The following is a 17,226-nucleotide window of genomic DNA, read 5'->3' on the forward strand; positions in this document are numbered from 1 at the left end:
CTTTGTGGAGTCCCTACGAATGGCCCAACGATTCTTTGCCCTCCCCCGAACCCTTGTCCCTGGGTTTACCCGTTAGTAGCGTTCGCGATGTCCCAAACGTACTTGGGGTAACGGCAGATCTGCTCGAACGGCAGTCGAAAGTGGGTGGGGGCCGGTGCTGCGAAGACCGGTGGCATGGTTGTTGGCGGTCGTGCTCTTCGTGGAGGCGGTCGGGATCGCGGCCTTCAACTGGTTCCTGGGGGTAGCCGCGGACCGTCAGAACATGATGGTGGCGGGACTGGACCTGGGGGCGATGTCGACGGCGACGAAGATCGGCGGGATCGTCTTCGGGCTGTACTTCGCGTCCTGCGGCGTGGCCGCGCTGCTCGTCGGCGTGCGCAACCGGCCGCCCGTCGGCCTCGGACGGATCCTGCTGATCAGCGCGGCGGTGGTGCACGGCCTGCTGGGTGCCGTCGCCTGGGGGCTGCTCGGCCGGAACGCCTTCGCGTTCATGGTCGTCGTGCTCGCGTTGATCGTGCTGCTGCTGATGACGTACGACCGTCAGGAAGGGCCCGTGGCGGCCGCGTCCGGCACTGCCGGCGACCCCGGCGCCCCCGAAGGCTCCGACGCCCCGGAGAACCCCGCGGAGCCGCAGGGCCCGGGAGACGGCGAGCAGCCGCAGGACTCCCGCAGGCCCGACTTCCGCAAGCCCGACCTGCACAAGCCTCAGGAGACTCCCGAGGCCCAGGAGCCCCAGGAGACCCACGAGGTCCCGGAGTCTCAAGAGCCCCAGGAATCGCAGGAGTCCCGGGAACCCCGGGAGTCCGAGGACGGTTCCCCCGTCACGGCCTCGCCGACCGTGTCCGGCGCGTCCTGATCAGCCCTCCCGGGGCGTCCACAACTCCGTGATGCCGACGCCCAGCTCGGCCAGCAGCCGCCGTACCAGGGGCAGGCTGATGCCGATCACATTGCCGTGGTCGCCGTCGATGCCCTCGATGAACGGGGCCGAGCGGCCGTCGAGGGTGAACGCCCCCGCGACGTGCAGGGGTTCGCCCGAGGCGACGTACGCGGCGATCTCGGCGTCGGTGGGCTCGCCGAAGCGGACCACGGTGGAGGCGACGCCCGACACGTACCGCTTGGCCGTCGTGTCCCAGACGCAGTGGCCGGTCTGCAGGGTGCCGGCCCGGCCGCGCATGGTCTTCCAGCGGGCGGTGGCCTCCTCGGCGTCGGCGGGCTTGCCGAGCGCCTGCCCGTCCAGGTCGAGCACCGAGTCGCAGCCGATCACCAGCGCGCCCTGGACCTCCGGGCGGGCCGCCACGACGGAGGCCTTGGCCTCGGCGAGGGCGAGGGCCAGCTCGGCGGGGGTGGGCGCGGTGACGGCGTCCTCGTCGACACCGCTCACCAGTACCTCGGGGGCGAGTCCGGCCTGCCGCAGCAGCCCGAGCCGGGCGGGGGACTGGGAGGCGAGGACGAGTCGACGGCGCGGCTGATCAGTCATGTGGCCAGCGTATCGGCGGCCCCGCCCGGACTCACCTCAGACCGATCAGGATCATCGCGAGGACCATGGCCAGCGCCATGAGAACGCCCAGCCGCCGCAACATGAGCTGCATCTCGCGCAGTTCTTCCGGCGGCTCGTTCTCGGGGTCGGACCACAGCATGGGTACGAGCGTGCGGCGGTCCGGCGCGCGGCGCCTGAGTACGCGTACTCAACTTGTCCGTGACCTGCTGCGAAGACGACGATCCGCTGCAAAGGCGACGGCCACCACCGGGGGCCGGTGGTGGCCGAGAGCGTCGGAACCGCGCACGGCGGACCGACCCGGCCCGGCGTCGCGGTGCGCACCGTGACGCCGGGCCGGGTCGTACGACAGGCTCTAGCCGGGCCAGTAGGTCCGGGCCCACGCGGTGGGGCCCGGCCGGGGCACCGGACGGGTGGCCACCCTGGCCGGATCGGACCAGGAGTCCCGCGGCGTGGGCGCGCCGGACGGCTCGGCCTGTGCCGCCGCGGCGCGCGCTCGGACCACCGCCAGTGCGGCGGCCAGCTCCTCCGGGGTCGGATTGCCCCGTACGACCTTGATCGTCACAATCGCTCCCAGGGTCTAGAGGGGGATGTTGCCGTGCTTCTTCGGAGGCAGGGATTCCCGCTTGGTGCGCAGCTGACGCAGACCGCGCACGATGTGGCGCCGGGTGTCCGACGGCATGATCACGGAGTCGACGTAGCCGCGCTCGGCCGCGACGTAGGGGTTGAGGAGCGCGTCCTCGTACTCCTGGATCAGTCGCGCCCGGGTCGCCTCCAGGTCGCCGGCGGCCTCCGCCTCCGCGATCGTGCGGCGGTGCAGGATGTTGACCGCGCCCTGCGCGCCCATGACGGCGATCTGCGCGGTCGGCCAGGCCAGGTTGAGGTCCGCGCCCAGGTGCTTGGAGCCCATGACGTCGTACGCGCCGCCGAAGGCCTTGCGGGTGATGATGGTGATCAGCGGGACGGTGGCCTCGGCGTAGGCGTAGATCAGCTTGGCGCCGCGGCGGATGATGCCGTCGTGCTCCTGGTCGACGCCGGGCAGGAAGCCGGGCACGTCCACGAAGGTGAGCACCGGGATGTTGAAGGCGTCGCAGGTCCGCACGAAGCGGGCGGCCTTCTCGCTGGCCTTGATGTCCAGACAGCCGGCGAACTGCATCGGCTGGTTGGCGACGATGCCCACCGGGTGGCCCTCGACCCGGCCGTAGCCGGTGATGATGTTCGGCGCGAACAGCGGCTGCGTCTCGAAGAACTCGCCGTCGTCCAGGACGTGTTCGAGCACCGTGTGCATGTCGTACGGCTGGTTCGCGCTGTCCGGGACGAGCGTGTCCAGTTCGAGGTCCTCGTCGGTGACGGTCAGGTCCGCCTCCTCCGCGAAGACCGGGGGTTCGCTGAGGTTGTTGGACGGCAGGTACGACAGCAGCTGCTTGACGTACTCGACCGCGTCCTTCTCGTCCCCGGCCATGTGGTGCGCCACGCCCGACACGGAGTTGTGGGTGCGGGCGCCGCCCAGCTCCTCGAAGCCGACGTCCTCGCCGGTGACGGTCTTGATGACGTCGGGGCCGGTGATGAACATGTGCGAGGTCTGGTCGACCATGACCGTGAAGTCGGTGATGGCGGGGGAGTACACCGCGCCGCCCGCGCAGGGCCCGACCACCAGGCTGATCTGCGGGATGACACCGGAGGCGTGGGTGTTGCGGCGGAAGATCTCGCCGTACGCGCCCAGCGACGCGACGCCCTCCTGGATCCGGGCGCCACCGGAGTCGTTGATGCCGATGACCGGGCAGCCGGTCTTCAGCGCGAAGTCCATGACCTTGACGATCTTCTGCCCGTAGACCTCGCCCAGCGCGCCGCCGAAGACGGTGAAGTCCTGGGAGAACACGGCCACCGGCCGCCCGTCCACGGTTCCGTAACCGGTCACGACGCCGTCGCCGTACGGGCGGTTCTTGTCGAGGCCGAAGTTGGTGGAGCGGTGCCGCGCGAACTCGTCGAGCTCGACGAACGAGTCCTCGTCGAGCAGCAGTTCGATGCGCTCACGCGCCGTCAGTTTGCCCTTGGCGTGCTGCTTCTCGACGGCGCGTTCCGAACCGGCGTGCGTCGCTTCCTGGATACGGCGCTGGAGATCCGCGAGCTTGCCCGCGGTGGTGTGGATGTCGATCTCTTCCGGCTCGGACATCGGGATACGGCTCCCTGCCTGCTCAAAAGGGGGGACGGTTACTCATCCGTAGAGTAGTGGCGGCCCTACCGTTCGGCAGTGCGGCGTTTCACACACCTAGGGTGGCTTGCATGACGCCGCGAGATGACTCCCACGGAAACGACAGTCCCTGGTCCGATCTGGATCGTCCGCCCCTCAACGCGGCCGCGTTGCGCCGCGCGCTGGTGCGTCCGGGAAGCCTGTGGACGGAGGTGGAGGTGGTGCCCTCGACGGGTTCCACCAACTCCGATCTGGTGGCGCGGGCGGTGAGCGGCAAGCTGGCCGAGGGCGCGGTCCTGCTCGCCGAGGAGCAGAGCGCCGGGCGGGGCCGCCTGGACCGCCGCTGGTCGGCGCCGCCCCGCTCCGGCCTGTTCTTCTCCGTCCTGCTGCGGCCCAGTGATGTGCCGGTGGCCCGCTGGGGCTGGCTGCCGCTGCTCACCGGGGTCGCCGTGGCGACGGGACTGGCCCGCGCGGCGGCCGTGGACACGGCCCTGAAGTGGCCCAACGACCTGCTGGTCACGGTCGGGGGCGAGGAGCGCAAGGCGGGCGGGATCCTCGCCGAGCGTGCCGGGGAGGACGGCGTCGTGATCGGCGTCGGCGTCAACGTCACGCTCCGCGAGCCCGAGCTGCCGGTGCCGCAGGCGGGCTCGCTGGTCCTGGCCGGGGCGCGGACCACCGACCGGGATCCGCTGCTGCGGGCCGTGCTGCGGGCTCTGGAGGACTGGTACGTACGCTGGCGGGACGCCGGGGGCGATCCGGTGTCCAGCGGGCTCCAGGAGACGTACGCGGCGGGCTGCGCGACGCTCGGCCGGAGCGTGCGGGCCGAACTGCCGGGCGACCGCTCGATCGTCGGCGAGGCGGTGGCGGTCGACGGGGACGGACGGCTGGTGCTGGCCACCGACGAAGGTGTGCAGGAGCCGGTCGGAGCGGGCGACATCGTGCATCTGCGACCTGCCTGAGGTGCGGGCGGACCGTCGGGCGGGTGTCATGGAAGGGCCGGTCCGTGTCATCCGGCCCGCCCGGCGGCCGGGGGCGAGGCCGTCGGACCGACAGCGGAGGACCGGGGACTGCCGAGTGCCCGGCGGGGCCCTCACCGGCCTGCGACGACGCCGGGTGACGCACGCGCACGGGAAGGGAAGGTCCGCCCCACCTGACGGAGTGAGCTGGCGCACACCTGCCGTAGAGTGAAGGCCGGTCGATACCTGACCGTGGCAGATCGGAAGGGCAACAGGCGTGACCGTCGACGACACGGGCTCCGGCGCGGACGCGGACGGCCGGGTCGATCCACCCCCGTTTTCGTCCTCACCCGAGCGGAATGAGCCACAAGGCGCCGAATCCGACGGGAACCCGCTCGCCCTGCGTCTCGAACAGCTCATCCTCGGCGCCGAGCGGCGCTACACCCCCTTCCAGGCGGCCCGCAGCGCCGGTGTCTCCATGGAGCTGGCGTCCCGGTTCTGGCGGGCCATGGGCTTCGCCGACATCGGCCAGGCCAAGGCGCTCACGGAGGCGGACGTGCTGGCGCTGCGCCGGCTGGCCGGTCTCGTGGAGGCGGGCCTGCTCAGCGAGGCCATGGCCGTGCAGGTGGCCAGGTCCACCGGGCAGACCACCGCCCGGCTGGCCGAGTGGCAGATGGACTCCTTCCTGGAGGGGCTGACCGAGCCGCCGGAGCCGGGGATGACCCGCACCGAGGTGACGTACCCGATCGTCGAGCTGCTGCTGCCCGAACTGGAGGAGTTCCTCGTCTACGTCTGGCGCCGGCAGCTCGCCGCCTCGGCCGGCCGGGTCGTGCAGGCCGCCGACGACGAGGAGATGGTCGACCGGCGCCTGGCCGTCGGCTTCGCGGACCTGGTCGGCTTCACCCGGCTGACCCGGCGGATGGAGGAGGAGGAGCTCGGCGAACTCGTCGAGGCCTTCGAGACGACCTCCGCCGACCTGGTGGCCGCCCGTGGCGGCCGGCTCATCAAGACGCTCGGCGACGAGGTGCTGTTCGCCGCGGACGACGCGGGGGTCGCCGCGGAGATCGCGCTGCGGCTCATCGAGACCATGGCCAACGACGAGACGATGCCCGAACTGCGCGTCGGCATGGCCTTCGGCACGGTGACGACCCGGATGGGCGACGTCTTCGGCACGACGGTCAACCTGGCCTCACGGCTGACGTCGATAGCCCCGCGCGACGCCGTCCTCGTCGACGGGGCGTTCGCGCAGGAACTCATCCGCACCGGTGAGGCACCGGTGTCCGAGGCGGAGGCGGCGGAGGCCGCGGCCGCCGCCGAGAAGGAGGGCGAGGAGCCGCCGACGTACCGCTTCGCGCTGCGGCCGATGTGGCAGCGGCCGGTGCGCGGACTCGGCGTGGTCGAGCCCTGGCTGCTCACCCGCCGCGACGGCGACCAGCGGTAGCCGGGGGCTGCGGCCCGGGGCCGCGGGCGACCGGCAGCGGCGGCCCGGTTTCCCTTTCCCGGTTCTGCCGGAGCCGGGTCAGCGGACACCCAGGTCCAGCACGTCCACGCACAGACCGATGACCGGCACGCACAGCCCGGGGGTCGCCTGCTCGTCCTGTTGATCGCGCTGGTCCTGCTCGTCCCGTCGGTCCCGCTGGTCCGTCTGCTGGTCCGCCGGGGCGGCGGTGGCCGGTGGCGGTACGGGCCTGGGGGCCGTCGGGCGCGGGGTGGCGGCGCCGGTGACGGGCGTACGGGGTGCCGCGGCGGACGCGGAGGCACCGGTGCGGTCGGCGGCCGAGGCCGCCGCAGGGGGGAGCGCGGACGACGACGCCCGGGCCGGGTCCGCCGGGACGGGGGTGACGCGGGTGGTCGTCGCGACCGGGCCCGACCCGCCCGTCACAGAGGTCGACGAAGGGCTCACCCGGGGCCCGGCCGCGACGGTGGCGGCCGCGGTGGGCGACCAGTCCCCGCCGACGTCCGGACCGGGCCCGGACTCCGCCGCGCCGAGCCCGCCGACACCGGAATCCGGCGCCATCCGTACGAGGCTCAGCACACCGGCGGCCAGCGCGAGCCCGCCCGCCGCGAGCAGCACCTTGCGCGGGCGCGGCCTGCGGTGCCGGCCCCGGGGCGCCCAGGGCCGAACGGCGACCGGACCCGTGACCCGCAACGGCCGCCGCACCCCACCAGCGCCCACCCCACGCCCCCGGCCCGACACGGCACGGTCCGCACCCGGCAGCTCCACCGTGTCCGCCACATCCGCCACGTACGGCACGCCCGCCCGGCCCGACGCGCCCGTCCGGCCCGGCGTGCCCGCCCGGCCCGCGCCTGCCGTGTTCGGCGTGCCCGCCCGGCCCGCGCCTGCCGTACCCGCCGTGTTCGGCGTGCCTGCCCGGCCCGCCGACCCAGCCCGGCCCGGCGTGCCAGTCGCGTTCGGCGTGGCTGCCGCGGCGGGCGTGGCTGCCGCGGCGGGCGTGCCTGCCCGGCCCGGCGTGCCTGCCCGGCCCGGCGTGCCCGCCGACTCTGCCGCGCCCGGCCTGCCCGCCACACCTGTGGTCGCCGGTGTGGCCGCCCCGCCCACTGCGTCCCGCACGTTCGGCGGGTGCGCCGCGTTCGGTGTGGCCGCCGTGGCTCGCGTGTGAGCCCCGGCTGCCGTGCCCGCCGACCCAGCCCCGGCTGCCGTGCCCGCCGACCCAGCCGTGCCTGCCGTGCCCGCCGACCCAGCCGGGCCCGCCCGGCCCGGCGTGGCCGCTGTGGTGGGCGTGCCGGCCCCGCCTGCCGCGTCCGGCGCGCCCGCCGACCCGGCCGCGCCCGTCGACCTCGCCGCGCCCGGCGTGCCTGTCGCGCTCGGCGACCGCGGCGCGCCTGTCGAGTCCGGCGTGCCGGCCCCGCCCGTCCCGCCTTCGGCGGTCACCCCGGCGGTTTCCGTGGTGGCCTTCTTGGTTTTGTTGATCGGTGCGGTCTTCTCGACCGCCGTGTTTGTCATCGTGATCCCTCCCCGATGCGCCCGCGCCCCCGTTGCGCCATGGCGGAGCGCACGTTATGCGCTGTCATGGGTGATCCGCCGGGGGTTGGGCGAGATGTCACTCGAACGGGGAATCGGGCGCGCTCGCGGGAACCGCCCGCGCCGGGGCCCGCTCTTTCCCCCGCGGGGTCGGGCTGCGATGATCGGGCGGAGTCGGATGTTAACCCGCGTTAACCGGAGGGTGTCATGAGCGAGGAGCGGTTCGGGGAGTTCGTGCTGGTGAGGCGGCACGGTGACGGGCATGTCGCCGAGCTGGCCCTCGACCGGCCCAAGGCCATGAACGCGGTCTCGACCGAGATGGCCCGGTCGATCGCCGCGGCCTGCACGGCGCTGGGCGCCGACCGGGACGTACGGGTCGTCGTGCTGACCTCGACCCATGAGCGGGCGTTCTGCGTGGGCGCCGACCTGAAGGAGCGCAACTCCTTCACCGACGCCGACCTGATGCGGCAGCGCCCGGTGGCGCGGGGCGCGTACACCGGGGTGCTGGAGCTGCCGGTGCCGACGGTCGCCTCGGTGCACGGGTTCGCGCTCGGCGGGGGCTTCGAGCTCGCGCTGTCCTGCGACCTGATCGTGGCCGACGCCACGGCCGTGGTCGGGCTGCCGGAGGTCTCGGTGGGCGTGCTCCCGGGCGGTGGCGGCACGCAGCTGCTGCCGCGCCGGATCGGGGCCGCGCGGGCCGCCGAGCTGATCTTCACCGCGCGCCGGGTCGAGGCGGCCGAGGCGCGGGAGCTGGGTCTGGTGGACGTCCTGGTGGAGGAGGGGCGCGACCGGGAGGAGGCGCTGGCGCTGGCGTCGCGGATCGCGGCCAACTCGCCCGTGGGGCTGCGGGCCGCGAAGCGGGCGCTGCGGCTCGGGCACGGCCTCGACCTGCGGGCCGGCCTGGAGGTCGAGGACGCGGCGTGGCGGTCGGTGGCGTTCTCGGGGGACCGGGCGGAGGGCGTGGCCGCGTTCAACGAGAAGCGCAAGCCCCAGTGGCCGGGCGAGTGAGCCGACGCCCGCCCGACGGCCTGCCTGCCCGGGGGCTGCGTCCGCCCGTCCCCGCCGCCGGACCGGCGCCCGTCGGCCGTCCACCTGTTCGCCGTATCAATGTCCCGGTTGTCATGGAACGTCCCTAACCTGGAGTGATGGGTGAGGACAGTCGGCTCGCGGGCGTGGTGGCGTTGGCGCAGGGGATGGCGGCGGCCCACACCCCCCGTGAGTCATGGCGGGCGGCGGCCCTCGGGGCGTGCCGTGCGCTGGCGGGGAGCTTCGCCGCGCTGTCGGTCTGGGAGCGGGAGCTGGGCCGGCTGCGGGTCCTGGTGAACGTGGGGGACCGCGCCCCGGACGAGGAGGAGTTCCCCGAGGCGGAGGCCTATCCCGTGCACCAGTTCCCGGAGATCACCGAGTTCCTGCACGAGCGCTGGGCCGCGGGCGGGGAGCCCGACGCCTGGGTCGAGACGGCCTTCGGCGCGGCCTCCGGCGGTTCCGGTTACTGCCATCAGAGGGTCGCCTCGCTGCGGCGGCGCGGGCGGGGGTGCTGTGTCGTCGCGCCGCTGGTGATGCACGGACGGGCCTGGGGCGAGCTCTACGTCGCCCGCGCGGCCGACGCGCCCGTCTTCGACCGCGAGGACGCCGACTTCGCCACCGTCCTCGCCTCCGTCGTCGCCGCCGGGATCGCCCAGACCGAGCGGCTGGAGGAGGCGCGCAGGCTCGCCTTCACCGACGCGCTCACCGGGCTCGCCAACCGCCGCGCCGTGGACATGCGCCTCGACGAGGCGATCGACCGGCACCGGCGCGAGGGCGCCGCGGTGGGCCTCGTGGTCTGCGACCTCAACGGCCTCAAGCGGGTCAACGACACCTGCGGGCACGCCGTCGGCGACCGGCTCCTCGAACGGTTCGGGTCCGTCCTGTCGCTGTGCGGGGCGATGCTGCCCGGGGCGCTGGCCGCCCGGCTCGGCGGCGACGAGTTCTGTCTGCTCGCCGTGGGGCCGCCCGCCGACGACGTGGTGCGGGCCGCGGGCGAGCTGTGCCGCCGCGCGGCCGAGCTGGAACTCGGCGACGGCGTCGCCTGCGGGGTGGCGTGCACCGAGGACGCCATCGGACCCGTCCGCTCGGCCCGCAGGCTGTTCCGGCTGGCCGACGCGGCCCAGTACCGGGCCAAGGCGCTGCGGGCGGACCGACCGGTCGTCGCGGGCCGGGAGGGGCCCGACGATCCCGTCGTACGGCTGGCGGACGCGCCCTCGCGGGAGGTGACCCCGGAGCGCCGCCGCTTCCGCGGGCGCCGCTGACACCGGTCCGGCGTGTGACGGAATCGGTAAGGGGTGCACCGGCCACCCACTGGTGACATCTCGGAATTCAGTGCGTACGCTCCTGAATATGGATATGCACACTGTGGTGGTGGGGACGTCCGGGGTCACCGCGTCCGACGTTCTCGCCGTGGCGCGCGACGGCGCCCGGATCGAGCTCTCCGACGAGGCGGTGGCGGCCCTCGCCGCGGCCCGCGGGATCGTGGACGCGCTGGCGGCCAAGCCCGAGCCCGTCTACGGCGTCTCCACCGGCTTCGGCGCCCTGGCGAGCCGGCACATCAGCCCCGAGCTGCGCGCGCAGCTCCAGCGCAACATCGTCCGCTCGCACGCCGCCGGCCTGGGCCCGCGCGTGGAGCGGGAGGTCGTACGGGCCCTGATGTTCCTGCGGCTGAAGACCGTGTGCTCCGGACACACGGGTGTGCGGCCCGAGGTCGCGCAGACCATGGCCGACGTGCTGAACGCCGGCATCACCCCGGTCGTGCACGAGTACGGCTCCCTCGGCTGCTCCGGCGACCTGGCGCCGCTGTCCCACTGCGCCCTCACCCTCATGGGCGAAGGCGACGCGGAAGGTCCCGACGGGGTCGTCCGCCCCGCGGGCGAACTCCTCGCCGAGCACGGCATCACCCCCGTCGAGCTGCGCGAGAAGGAGGGCCTGGCCCTCCTCAACGGCACCGACGGCATGCTCGGCATGCTGGTGATGGCCCTCGCCGACCTCGACACCCTCTACAAGTCCGCCGACGTCACCGCCGCGCTGTCGCTGGAGGCCCTGCTCGGCACCGACAAGGTCCTCGCCCCCGAGCTGCACGCCATCCGCCCGCACCCGGGTCAGGGCGCCGCCGCGGCCAACATGCTGGCCGTGCTGAAGGGTTCGGGTCTGACCGGGCATCACCAGGACGACGCCCCGCGGGTCCAGGACGCCTACTCGGTGCGCTGCGCCCCGCAGGTCGCGGGCGCCGGCCGGGACACCCTGGCGCACGCCCGGCTGGTCGCCGAGCGCGAACTGGCCTCGGCCGTCGACAATCCGGTGGTCCTGCCCGACGGACGCGTCGAGTCCAACGGCAACTTCCACGGCGCGCCCGTGGCCTACGTCCTCGACTTCCTCGCCATCGCCGTCGCCGACCTGGCGTCCATCGCCGAGCGCCGCACCGACCGGCTGCTGGACAAGAACCGCAGCCACGGTCTGCCGCCGTTCCTGGCGGACGACGCGGGCGTCGACTCCGGGCTGATGATCGCTCAGTACACGCAGGCGGCGCTGGTGAGCGAGCTGAAGCGGCTCGCGGTGCCCGCCTCGGCGGACTCGATCCCGTCCTCCGCCATGCAGGAGGACCACGTCTCCATGGGCTGGTCGGCCGCCCGCAAGCTGCGTACGGCCGTGGACAACCTCGCGCGCGTGCTGGCCGTGGAGCTGTACGCGGCGACCCGCGCCATCGAGCTGCGCGAGGGCCTCACCCCGGCCCCGGCCTCGCAGGCGGCCATCGACGCCGTACGGGCGGCCGGGGTGCAGGGTCCCGGACCGGACCGCTTCCTCGCGCCGGACCTCGCCGCTGCGGACGCGTTCGTGCGCGCGGGCCTGCTGGTGGCGGCCGTCGAGCCGGTCACCGGGCCGCTGCGCTAGAACGGTTCGGGCCCCGCCGTCCGACAGGACGGCGGGGCCCGGGTGCGCCTCGCGACCGCTCGCGAGAACGCCTCACGCCTACTTGAGCTTGGCGACCTGCGCCTGGACCACCGCGGCCGGGTTCTCCATGGCCTCGCCGGTCGCGAACGCGGCGAAGTTCACCGTGTAGAACGTGGCGACCGTGTTGCCCTTGCGGATCACCTCGGTGTTGAAGGTGGCCGTGCCCTCGCCGTCCATGTCGACCAGCTCGGCGAACGCCACGGACTCGTCGCCGCCACCGACGCCCTTCGCCGCGGTGACCTTGGTGACCTTCGTGTCCTCGCCGTCGGCCTTGAGGCCGTATCCGCCGGAACAGGCCTTCACCCCGTCACTGACGGCCTTCAGGGCCTTCTCCGCGCCGTCGCCGTCGTACGAGGAGAGACCCACGAACGTCATGGTGACGTCGAAGGCGTTCGCGATGTCCTCCGCGCTGGCGTCCTCCGCGGAGACGGACTTGTCCGACGCCTTGGCCTGCTGGACGGAGTTGCTGGCGCCGGCGGGCGTGTCGCCCGGGGCCAGACCGGCGGTCGCCCAGGCGAGCGGGGCGCACTCCGCCTTGTCCGTCTGTACCTCGGACTTGGACTTCGGGAGCGTGTCGTCCCCGGAGCCGACCTTGTAACCCTTGACCTCGCCCTGGGCGAGCAGCAGCTTCTCCAGCTCGGCGGCGCCGAGTGCCTTCGCGGCCGGAGCGGTGGTCTTCGACGCTGCGGAACCGGACGCCTTGGCGTCCCCGGTGTCCTTGGAACCGTCGCCGGAACAGCCCGTGATGAGGGCGAGCGACAGCACGCTCACGGCAGCCGTGGCGCCGAGACGCGCCCCCGATGATCTCTTCATGAGCGGACTATGAAGGTTGAGTCAAAGAACCGTCAAGTTCTTTAAAAGCCAAGGCGTTCGCGACGGACCGCGTAAGCCACGAAGCCCACGCCCAGGGCGAGGCACAGGCTTCCGCCCACCGTGTACGGGGTGGTGTCGAAGCTTCCGGTGTCGGCGAGCCGGGTCTCCTCCGTCCCGTCGGCCGTGTCCGTGCCGACGGCCGCATCGTCGGCGGTCGTGCCGTCGGCGGTCGTCGTGGCGGACGCGGTCCGCGCCTGGGTGGTGGCCCCGGCCGACGCGGTCGTCGAAGGCTGCGACGCCACCGGGCTGTTCTGGGACGCGTTCGCGGACGGCACGAACCACAGGGCGCCCAGAAGGGTTCCCGCGGCGGTGGCGGTCAGCAACGGACGGCGAGCGGATGACACGGAATATCGATCCCCTTGTGGCGCTGGTGAATTGGCCGGGTAGGGCGATGCTAATGAAAGTCGCGGGTCGTGGGAAAGTTAGGGGAGGCCGGAGTCGTACGCTCCGTTCATGACTGCTGAAGAGACAACACGTTTTGTACGGCTTCGCGTGGAACTCGTTGTGGAAGTGGACGACGCGGAGGCTCTGACGGCCGCCGCGTTGGCGCGGATCGCCGAGGACGAGGAGCTTCCGGGTGACGAACAGGCACATGCCGAGAGCGCTGTGACGGAAGACACCGCCGAGGCGCTCGCCTATCTGGTGGATCCGTTCGACCTGGTCAGCGAGGTGCCCGGAGTGGAGTTGCAGCAGGCCTCCTGGTCGACCGAGCTGGTCGAGTACGACCCTGATTCGCCTGACTGGGACGTGGACGGGGATGATGGCGCCGAGGATGACGAAGGCGACCGCGAATCCGGCATCGGTTGAGCGGCTCGGGGAATTCGGGACCCCGGGCGGCAACCATCGCCCGGGGTTTCTTCGTCTCAAGGGGCGCACTGACCGACACCCGCACCACCGGCCCCGGCGGGTGACCGCCCGGCGGACGTGGTGCGACCCACATATGTGGAGCATGTGAAAAGGGACGAACCGGTCGTAGCGTAGGTAGTTCTAAACGGTGACTCTCGGGGTTTTTGGGGAATTCGGCAACGATGGAGAAGCGTGTGATGACGGACAGTAAGCGGCGCAAGCGTCTCATGGCCGCGTCCGCCCTGCTCGGTGGTGTGCTCGTGCTGACGGCGTGTTCCGGCGGCGACGCGGACGCGTCCGGCAGTGGCGACGGAACCTCCCAGGCCAAGGTCGACGAGGCGGCGGCCAAGAAGACGTCGGTGGCGCAGATCAAGATCACGCCCGCCGACGGTTCGTCCAACGCATCCATCAACAATTCCGCCGCCGTCACCGTGAGCAAGGGAACGCTCACCGAGGTGACGATGACGACCTCGGACGGCAAGGCCGTCGAGGGGCAGCTCTCCGCCGACAAGACGAGCTGGAAGCCCAGCGGTCAGCTCGAGCGCTCCACCACTTACAAGGTCGCGGCCGCCGCCAAGGACTCCGAGGGGCGCGAGGCGCACGAGAACGCCTCGTTCACCACGGTCTCCCCGGCCAACAGCTTCATAGGGAACTTCACCCCGGACGACGGTTCCACCGTCGGCGTCGGGATGCCGGTGTCGATCAACTTCAACAAGGCGATCACCGACAAGGCCGCCGTCCAGAAGGGCATCACGGTCACCTCCAGCGCCGGCCAGGAGGTCGTCGGCCACTGGTTCAACGCCAACCGGCTCGACTTCCGCCCCGAGGACTACTGGAAGGAGGACTCCACCGTCACGCTGAAGCTGGCGCTCGACGGTGTCGAGGGCGCCTCCGGCGTCTACGGTGTGCAGCAGAAGACCGTGACCTTCCACATCGGCCGCAACCAGGTCACCTACGTCGACGCGCAGACCAAGCAGATGAAGGTCACGCAGGACGGCAAGACGGTCAAGACCATCCCGATCTCGGCCGGCTCGCCCGAGAACAAGACGTACCAGGGCCAGATGGTGATCTCCGAGAAGTTCAAGGAGACCCGGATGAACGGCGCGACCGTCGGCTTCACCGACGACGACGGCAAGGGCGAGTACGACATCAAGGACGTGCCGCACGCCATGCGGCTGACCAACTCCGGCACCTTCGTGCACGGCAACTACTGGGGCGCGAAGTCCGTCTTCGGCAACGTGAACACCAGCCACGGCTGTGTGGGCCTGTCGGACACCAAGGGCGCCAACGACGCCAGCACCCCGGCGGCCTGGTTCTTCGACAACTCGATCGTCGGTGACGTGGTGGTCGTCTCGAACACCGGCGACAAGACCGTCGCCCCGGACAACGGCCTCAACGGCTGGAACATGGACTGGGCGCAGTGGAAGGCGGGTTCGGCCGTCTGACGCCGCCCCCAGCACCGACCGATGCCGCCCCCAGGGGCGGCATCGGCCGTTCCAGGGAGGGCCGACCCTTCCCGGAGGCTTCTCGGGGCCCTCAAGGGCCTTCGAGGGGACTTTCCTGGGCCTCGCACAGCCTTCTCATCGTTCTCTTATTTCGGCCTTATCGAGTCATCACACGCCGTACCTAGCTTGCGGCCATGTTCTTCACCTACCTGAGGCGCGAACTGCGCCGCCGCAGAAAGGCGGCCCTCGTCGTCGCCTCCGGCCTCGCGCTGGGCATCGCGCTGGTCATCGTGGTCAACTCCGTGTCCTCCGGGATGGGGAAGGCCCAGGACAAGGTCCTCCAGTCGCTGTACGGACTGGGCACCGACATGACGGTCACCAAGGCCGCCTCGCCGACCACCGGCACCTCACAGCGTCCGCGCTTCCAGTTCGACGCGAAGGACAACGACTCCGACACGGAGCAGAGCACCGACCGGGTCATGGTCCAGGGCTTCCAGACCCTGTCCACCGCGACCGTCACCAAGGTCGGCAAGCAGTCCGGCGTCTCGGACGCGGTCGGCGGACTGAGCCTCCAGGTCATCAAGGTCAGCGGTCAGTTCACCCGCGGCCAGTTCCAGCAGAACGGCAACGGGAACGGCGGCGGCCAGGGCGGCCCCGGCGGCGGCCAGGGCGGCATGCCGCAGGGCGAGGTCAAGGGCGGCGGCGCCGACTTCGACGTCAACAACTACTCGGTCTACGGCACCGACGTCACCAAGCCGACGCTCGGCCCGCTGACCTCCTCCAAGATCAGCAGCGGTCGTACGTTCACGACCTCGGAGACGGACGCCAAGGTCGCCGTCGTCGACTCGGCGTACGCCAAGGAGAAGAAGCTCAAGGTCGGCTCCACCGTCACCATCAAGAGCGTCAAGTTCAAGGTGGTCGGCGTCGCGACGGCCGACAGCGGCGACTCCGCGGCCAACCTCTACATCCCGCTGACGCAGGCCCAGACCCTCAGCGACTCGAAGAACAAGGTCACCACGATCTACGTCAAGGCGACCGACTCGCAGCAGATCGACAGCGTCAAGTCCACGATCCAGAAGAACGTCTCCGGTACGACCGTCACCACCTCCGCGGACCTGGCGGACACCGTCTCCGGCTCCCTGTCCACCGCCTCCAGCCTCGCCACCAACGTCGGCAAGTGGCTGTCCATCGCGGTGCTCGTGGCCGCGTTCCTGGTCGCCGGCCTGCTGACCTCCTCGGCCGTCTCCCGCCGGGTGCGCGAGTTCGGCACGCTCAAGGCGCTGGGCTGGAAGTCCGGCCGGGTCACCCGGCAGGTCGTCGGCGAGGCCATGGTCAACGGCCTGCTCGGCGGCGCCCTCGGCATCGCGCTCGGCCTGGCGGGCGCGTACACCGTCACCGCGATCAGCCCCACGCTCCAGGCCCAGACGGGCGGCGGAGGCGGCGGCAACGGCGGCGGGGGCATGGGCGGACCCTTCGGCGGCGGCGGCCCCGGCAGGCAGACCGCGGCCAAGACCCTCGACGTCGCGCTGACCGCGCCCGTCAGCCTCACCACCGTCGCGCTCGCGGTCGGCCTGGCCGTCGCCGGCGGCCTGATCGCCGGTGCCTTCGGCGGCTGGCGCGCCTCCCGGCTGCGCCCGGCGGACGCCCTGCGCCGCGTCGAGTAACCGGCCCCCGCCCGGTTCCCGCGGCCCCGGGGCCCGCCCTCGCGGGGCGGGCCCCCGTCTCCACACCTCACCCAGGAGTTGCACCCACCATGTACGAACTCAGAAGCGTCACCAAGCGCTACACGCGGGGCAAGGACACCGTCCACGCGCTCGACGGCATCGACCTGACCATCGCGGACGGCGACCGGCTCGTCATCCAGGGCCCCACCGGCGGCGGCAAGTCCACCCTGCTCCAGATGCTCGGCGGACTCGACCGGCCCACCTCCGGCGAGGTCGTCCTCGACGGCACCGACCTGGCCAAGCTGTCCGAGGGCCGGCTCACCAAGGTGCGCAGCGAGAACATCGGCTTCGTCTTCCAGTCGTTCAACCTGATCCCGACGCTGACCGCGCAGGAGAACGTCGAGACCGCGCTCGTACCGCTCGGCGTGAAGGTGAAGGACCGGCGCGAGCGGGCCGCCGAGGCGCTGAAGTCGGTCGGACTCGGCGAGCGGCTGGGACACCTGCCCGGCGAGATGTCCGGCGGTCAGCAGCAGCGCGTCGCCATCGCCCGCGCCCTGGTGAAGCAGCCGAAGGTGCTCCTCGCCGACGAGCCCACCGGCAACCTCGACGAGGGCATGCGCGACGAGATCATGGAGGTGCTCGACCGGATGTGGAAGGAGCACGGGCTCACCTTCATCATGGTCACCCACGACTCCGCGATCGCGAAGAAGGCGCCGCGCCTGGCGACCATCCGCAAGGGAAAGATCACCGTCAAGGAGAACGCGAACTCGTAGCCCGAGCACGCCGACGACG

At 72.2% G+C, this 17,226-nt stretch carries 17 protein-coding genes; 10 read left to right on the forward strand and 7 right to left on the reverse strand.

What is annotated here, in order from left to right; all coding sequences use genetic code 11:
* The first annotated feature begins 154 nt into the window (after window positions 1–154).
* Window positions 155–856 (forward strand): hypothetical protein, encoded by a 702-nt coding sequence (locus tag ACZ60B_RS02160; RefSeq protein ID WP_469383429.1) that lies wholly within the window; start codon window positions 155–157, stop codon window positions 854–856.
* On the opposite strand, the gene ACZ60B_RS02165 is transcribed toward ACZ60B_RS02160, so the two are convergent.
* The 4 genes from ACZ60B_RS02165 to ACZ60B_RS02180 all read right to left on the reverse strand — a co-directional run bounded on the left by ACZ60B_RS02165 (window position 857) and on the right by ACZ60B_RS02180 (window position 3,668).
* Complete coding sequence (locus ACZ60B_RS02165) at window positions 857–1,477, reverse strand: Maf family protein (protein ID WP_469383430.1); 621 nt, start codon at window positions 1,475–1,477, stop codon at window positions 857–859.
* A gap of 31 nt (window positions 1,478–1,508) precedes the next feature.
* Window positions 1,509–1,637 (reverse strand): morphogenic membrane protein MmpB, encoded by a 129-nt coding sequence (gene mmpB / locus ACZ60B_RS02170; protein WP_469383433.1) that lies wholly within the window; start codon window positions 1,635–1,637, stop codon window positions 1,509–1,511.
* Between the two features lie 213 nt (window positions 1,638–1,850).
* Window positions 1,851–2,060: an acyl-CoA carboxylase epsilon subunit gene (locus ACZ60B_RS02175; RefSeq protein WP_162468084.1), complete on the reverse strand. Its 210-nt coding sequence runs from the start codon at window positions 2,058–2,060 to the stop codon at window positions 1,851–1,853.
* A gap of 15 nt (window positions 2,061–2,075) precedes the next feature.
* Complete coding sequence (locus ACZ60B_RS02180) at window positions 2,076–3,668, reverse strand: acyl-CoA carboxylase subunit beta (RefSeq protein WP_469383435.1); 1,593 nt, start codon at window positions 3,666–3,668, stop codon at window positions 2,076–2,078.
* Window positions 3,669–3,778: 110 nt separating this feature from the next.
* Between ACZ60B_RS02180 and ACZ60B_RS02185 the strand changes: the two genes are divergently transcribed.
* Both ACZ60B_RS02185 and ACZ60B_RS02190 read left to right on the forward strand, forming a co-directional pair.
* Window positions 3,779–4,645, forward strand: a complete 867-nt coding sequence (locus ACZ60B_RS02185) for a biotin--[acetyl-CoA-carboxylase] ligase (RefSeq protein WP_469383437.1) — start codon at window positions 3,779–3,781, stop codon at window positions 4,643–4,645.
* Window positions 4,646–4,919: 274 nt separating this feature from the next.
* On the forward strand, window positions 4,920–6,083 hold the full coding sequence (locus ACZ60B_RS02190) for an adenylate/guanylate cyclase domain-containing protein (protein ID WP_469383438.1): 1,164 nt from the start codon (window positions 4,920–4,922) through the stop codon (window positions 6,081–6,083).
* 78 nt (window positions 6,084–6,161) lie between these two features.
* Here ACZ60B_RS02190 and ACZ60B_RS02195 read toward each other — a convergent pair whose 3' ends face one another.
* Entirely contained in the window at window positions 6,162–6,887 is a 726-nt protein-coding gene (locus tag ACZ60B_RS02195) for a hypothetical protein (RefSeq protein WP_469383439.1), read from the reverse strand.
* A gap of 945 nt (window positions 6,888–7,832) precedes the next feature.
* Here ACZ60B_RS02195 and ACZ60B_RS02200 point away from each other — a divergent pair.
* The 3 genes from ACZ60B_RS02200 to hutH all read left to right on the forward strand — a co-directional run bounded on the left by ACZ60B_RS02200 (window position 7,833) and on the right by hutH (window position 11,546).
* Window positions 7,833–8,633 carry an enoyl-CoA hydratase/isomerase family protein gene (locus ACZ60B_RS02200; RefSeq protein ID WP_469383441.1) on the forward strand — a complete coding sequence of 267 codons (801 nt, stop codon included), beginning with the start codon at window positions 7,833–7,835 and terminating at the stop codon, window positions 8,631–8,633.
* Window positions 8,634–8,770: 137 nt separating this feature from the next.
* Entirely contained in the window at window positions 8,771–9,913 is a 1,143-nt protein-coding gene (locus ACZ60B_RS02205; RefSeq protein ID WP_469383443.1) for a GGDEF domain-containing protein, read from the forward strand.
* A 94-nt stretch (window positions 9,914–10,007) separates the two neighbouring features.
* The gene (hutH, locus tag ACZ60B_RS02210) at window positions 10,008–11,546 is read left to right on the forward strand and encodes a histidine ammonia-lyase (protein ID WP_469383563.1); all 1,539 of its coding nucleotides are present in this window, start codon (window positions 10,008–10,010) and stop codon (window positions 11,544–11,546) included.
* 78 nt (window positions 11,547–11,624) lie between these two features.
* On the opposite strand, the gene ACZ60B_RS02215 is transcribed toward hutH, so the two are convergent.
* The gene (locus ACZ60B_RS02215; RefSeq protein ID WP_469383445.1) at window positions 11,625–12,419 is read right to left on the reverse strand and encodes a hypothetical protein; all 795 of its coding nucleotides are present in this window, start codon (window positions 12,417–12,419) and stop codon (window positions 11,625–11,627) included.
* Between the two features lie 41 nt (window positions 12,420–12,460).
* Window positions 12,461–12,823, reverse strand: a complete 363-nt coding sequence (locus tag ACZ60B_RS02220) for a hypothetical protein (protein ID WP_469383446.1) — start codon at window positions 12,821–12,823, stop codon at window positions 12,461–12,463.
* 109 nt (window positions 12,824–12,932) lie between these two features.
* Between ACZ60B_RS02220 and ACZ60B_RS02225 the strand changes: the two genes are divergently transcribed.
* The 4 genes from ACZ60B_RS02225 (at window position 12,933) to ACZ60B_RS02240 (ending at window position 17,207) form a co-directional block, all read left to right on the forward strand.
* A complete protein-coding gene (locus tag ACZ60B_RS02225; protein WP_469383447.1) occupies window positions 12,933–13,286 on the forward strand; it encodes a hypothetical protein in 354 nt (117 codons plus the stop codon).
* Between the two features lie 221 nt (window positions 13,287–13,507).
* Entirely contained in the window at window positions 13,508–14,770 is a 1,263-nt protein-coding gene (locus ACZ60B_RS02230; RefSeq protein WP_469383449.1) for a L,D-transpeptidase, read from the forward strand.
* A gap of 194 nt (window positions 14,771–14,964) precedes the next feature.
* Entirely contained in the window at window positions 14,965–16,434 is a 1,470-nt protein-coding gene (locus tag ACZ60B_RS02235) for an ABC transporter permease (RefSeq protein WP_469383451.1), read from the forward strand.
* 89 nt (window positions 16,435–16,523) lie between these two features.
* Complete coding sequence (locus ACZ60B_RS02240) at window positions 16,524–17,207, forward strand: ABC transporter ATP-binding protein (protein ID WP_469383453.1); 684 nt, start codon at window positions 16,524–16,526, stop codon at window positions 17,205–17,207.
* Window positions 17,208–17,226: the final 19 nt, after the last annotated feature.

Source organism: Streptomyces sp. NPDC104096 (genome assembly GCF_055584385.1).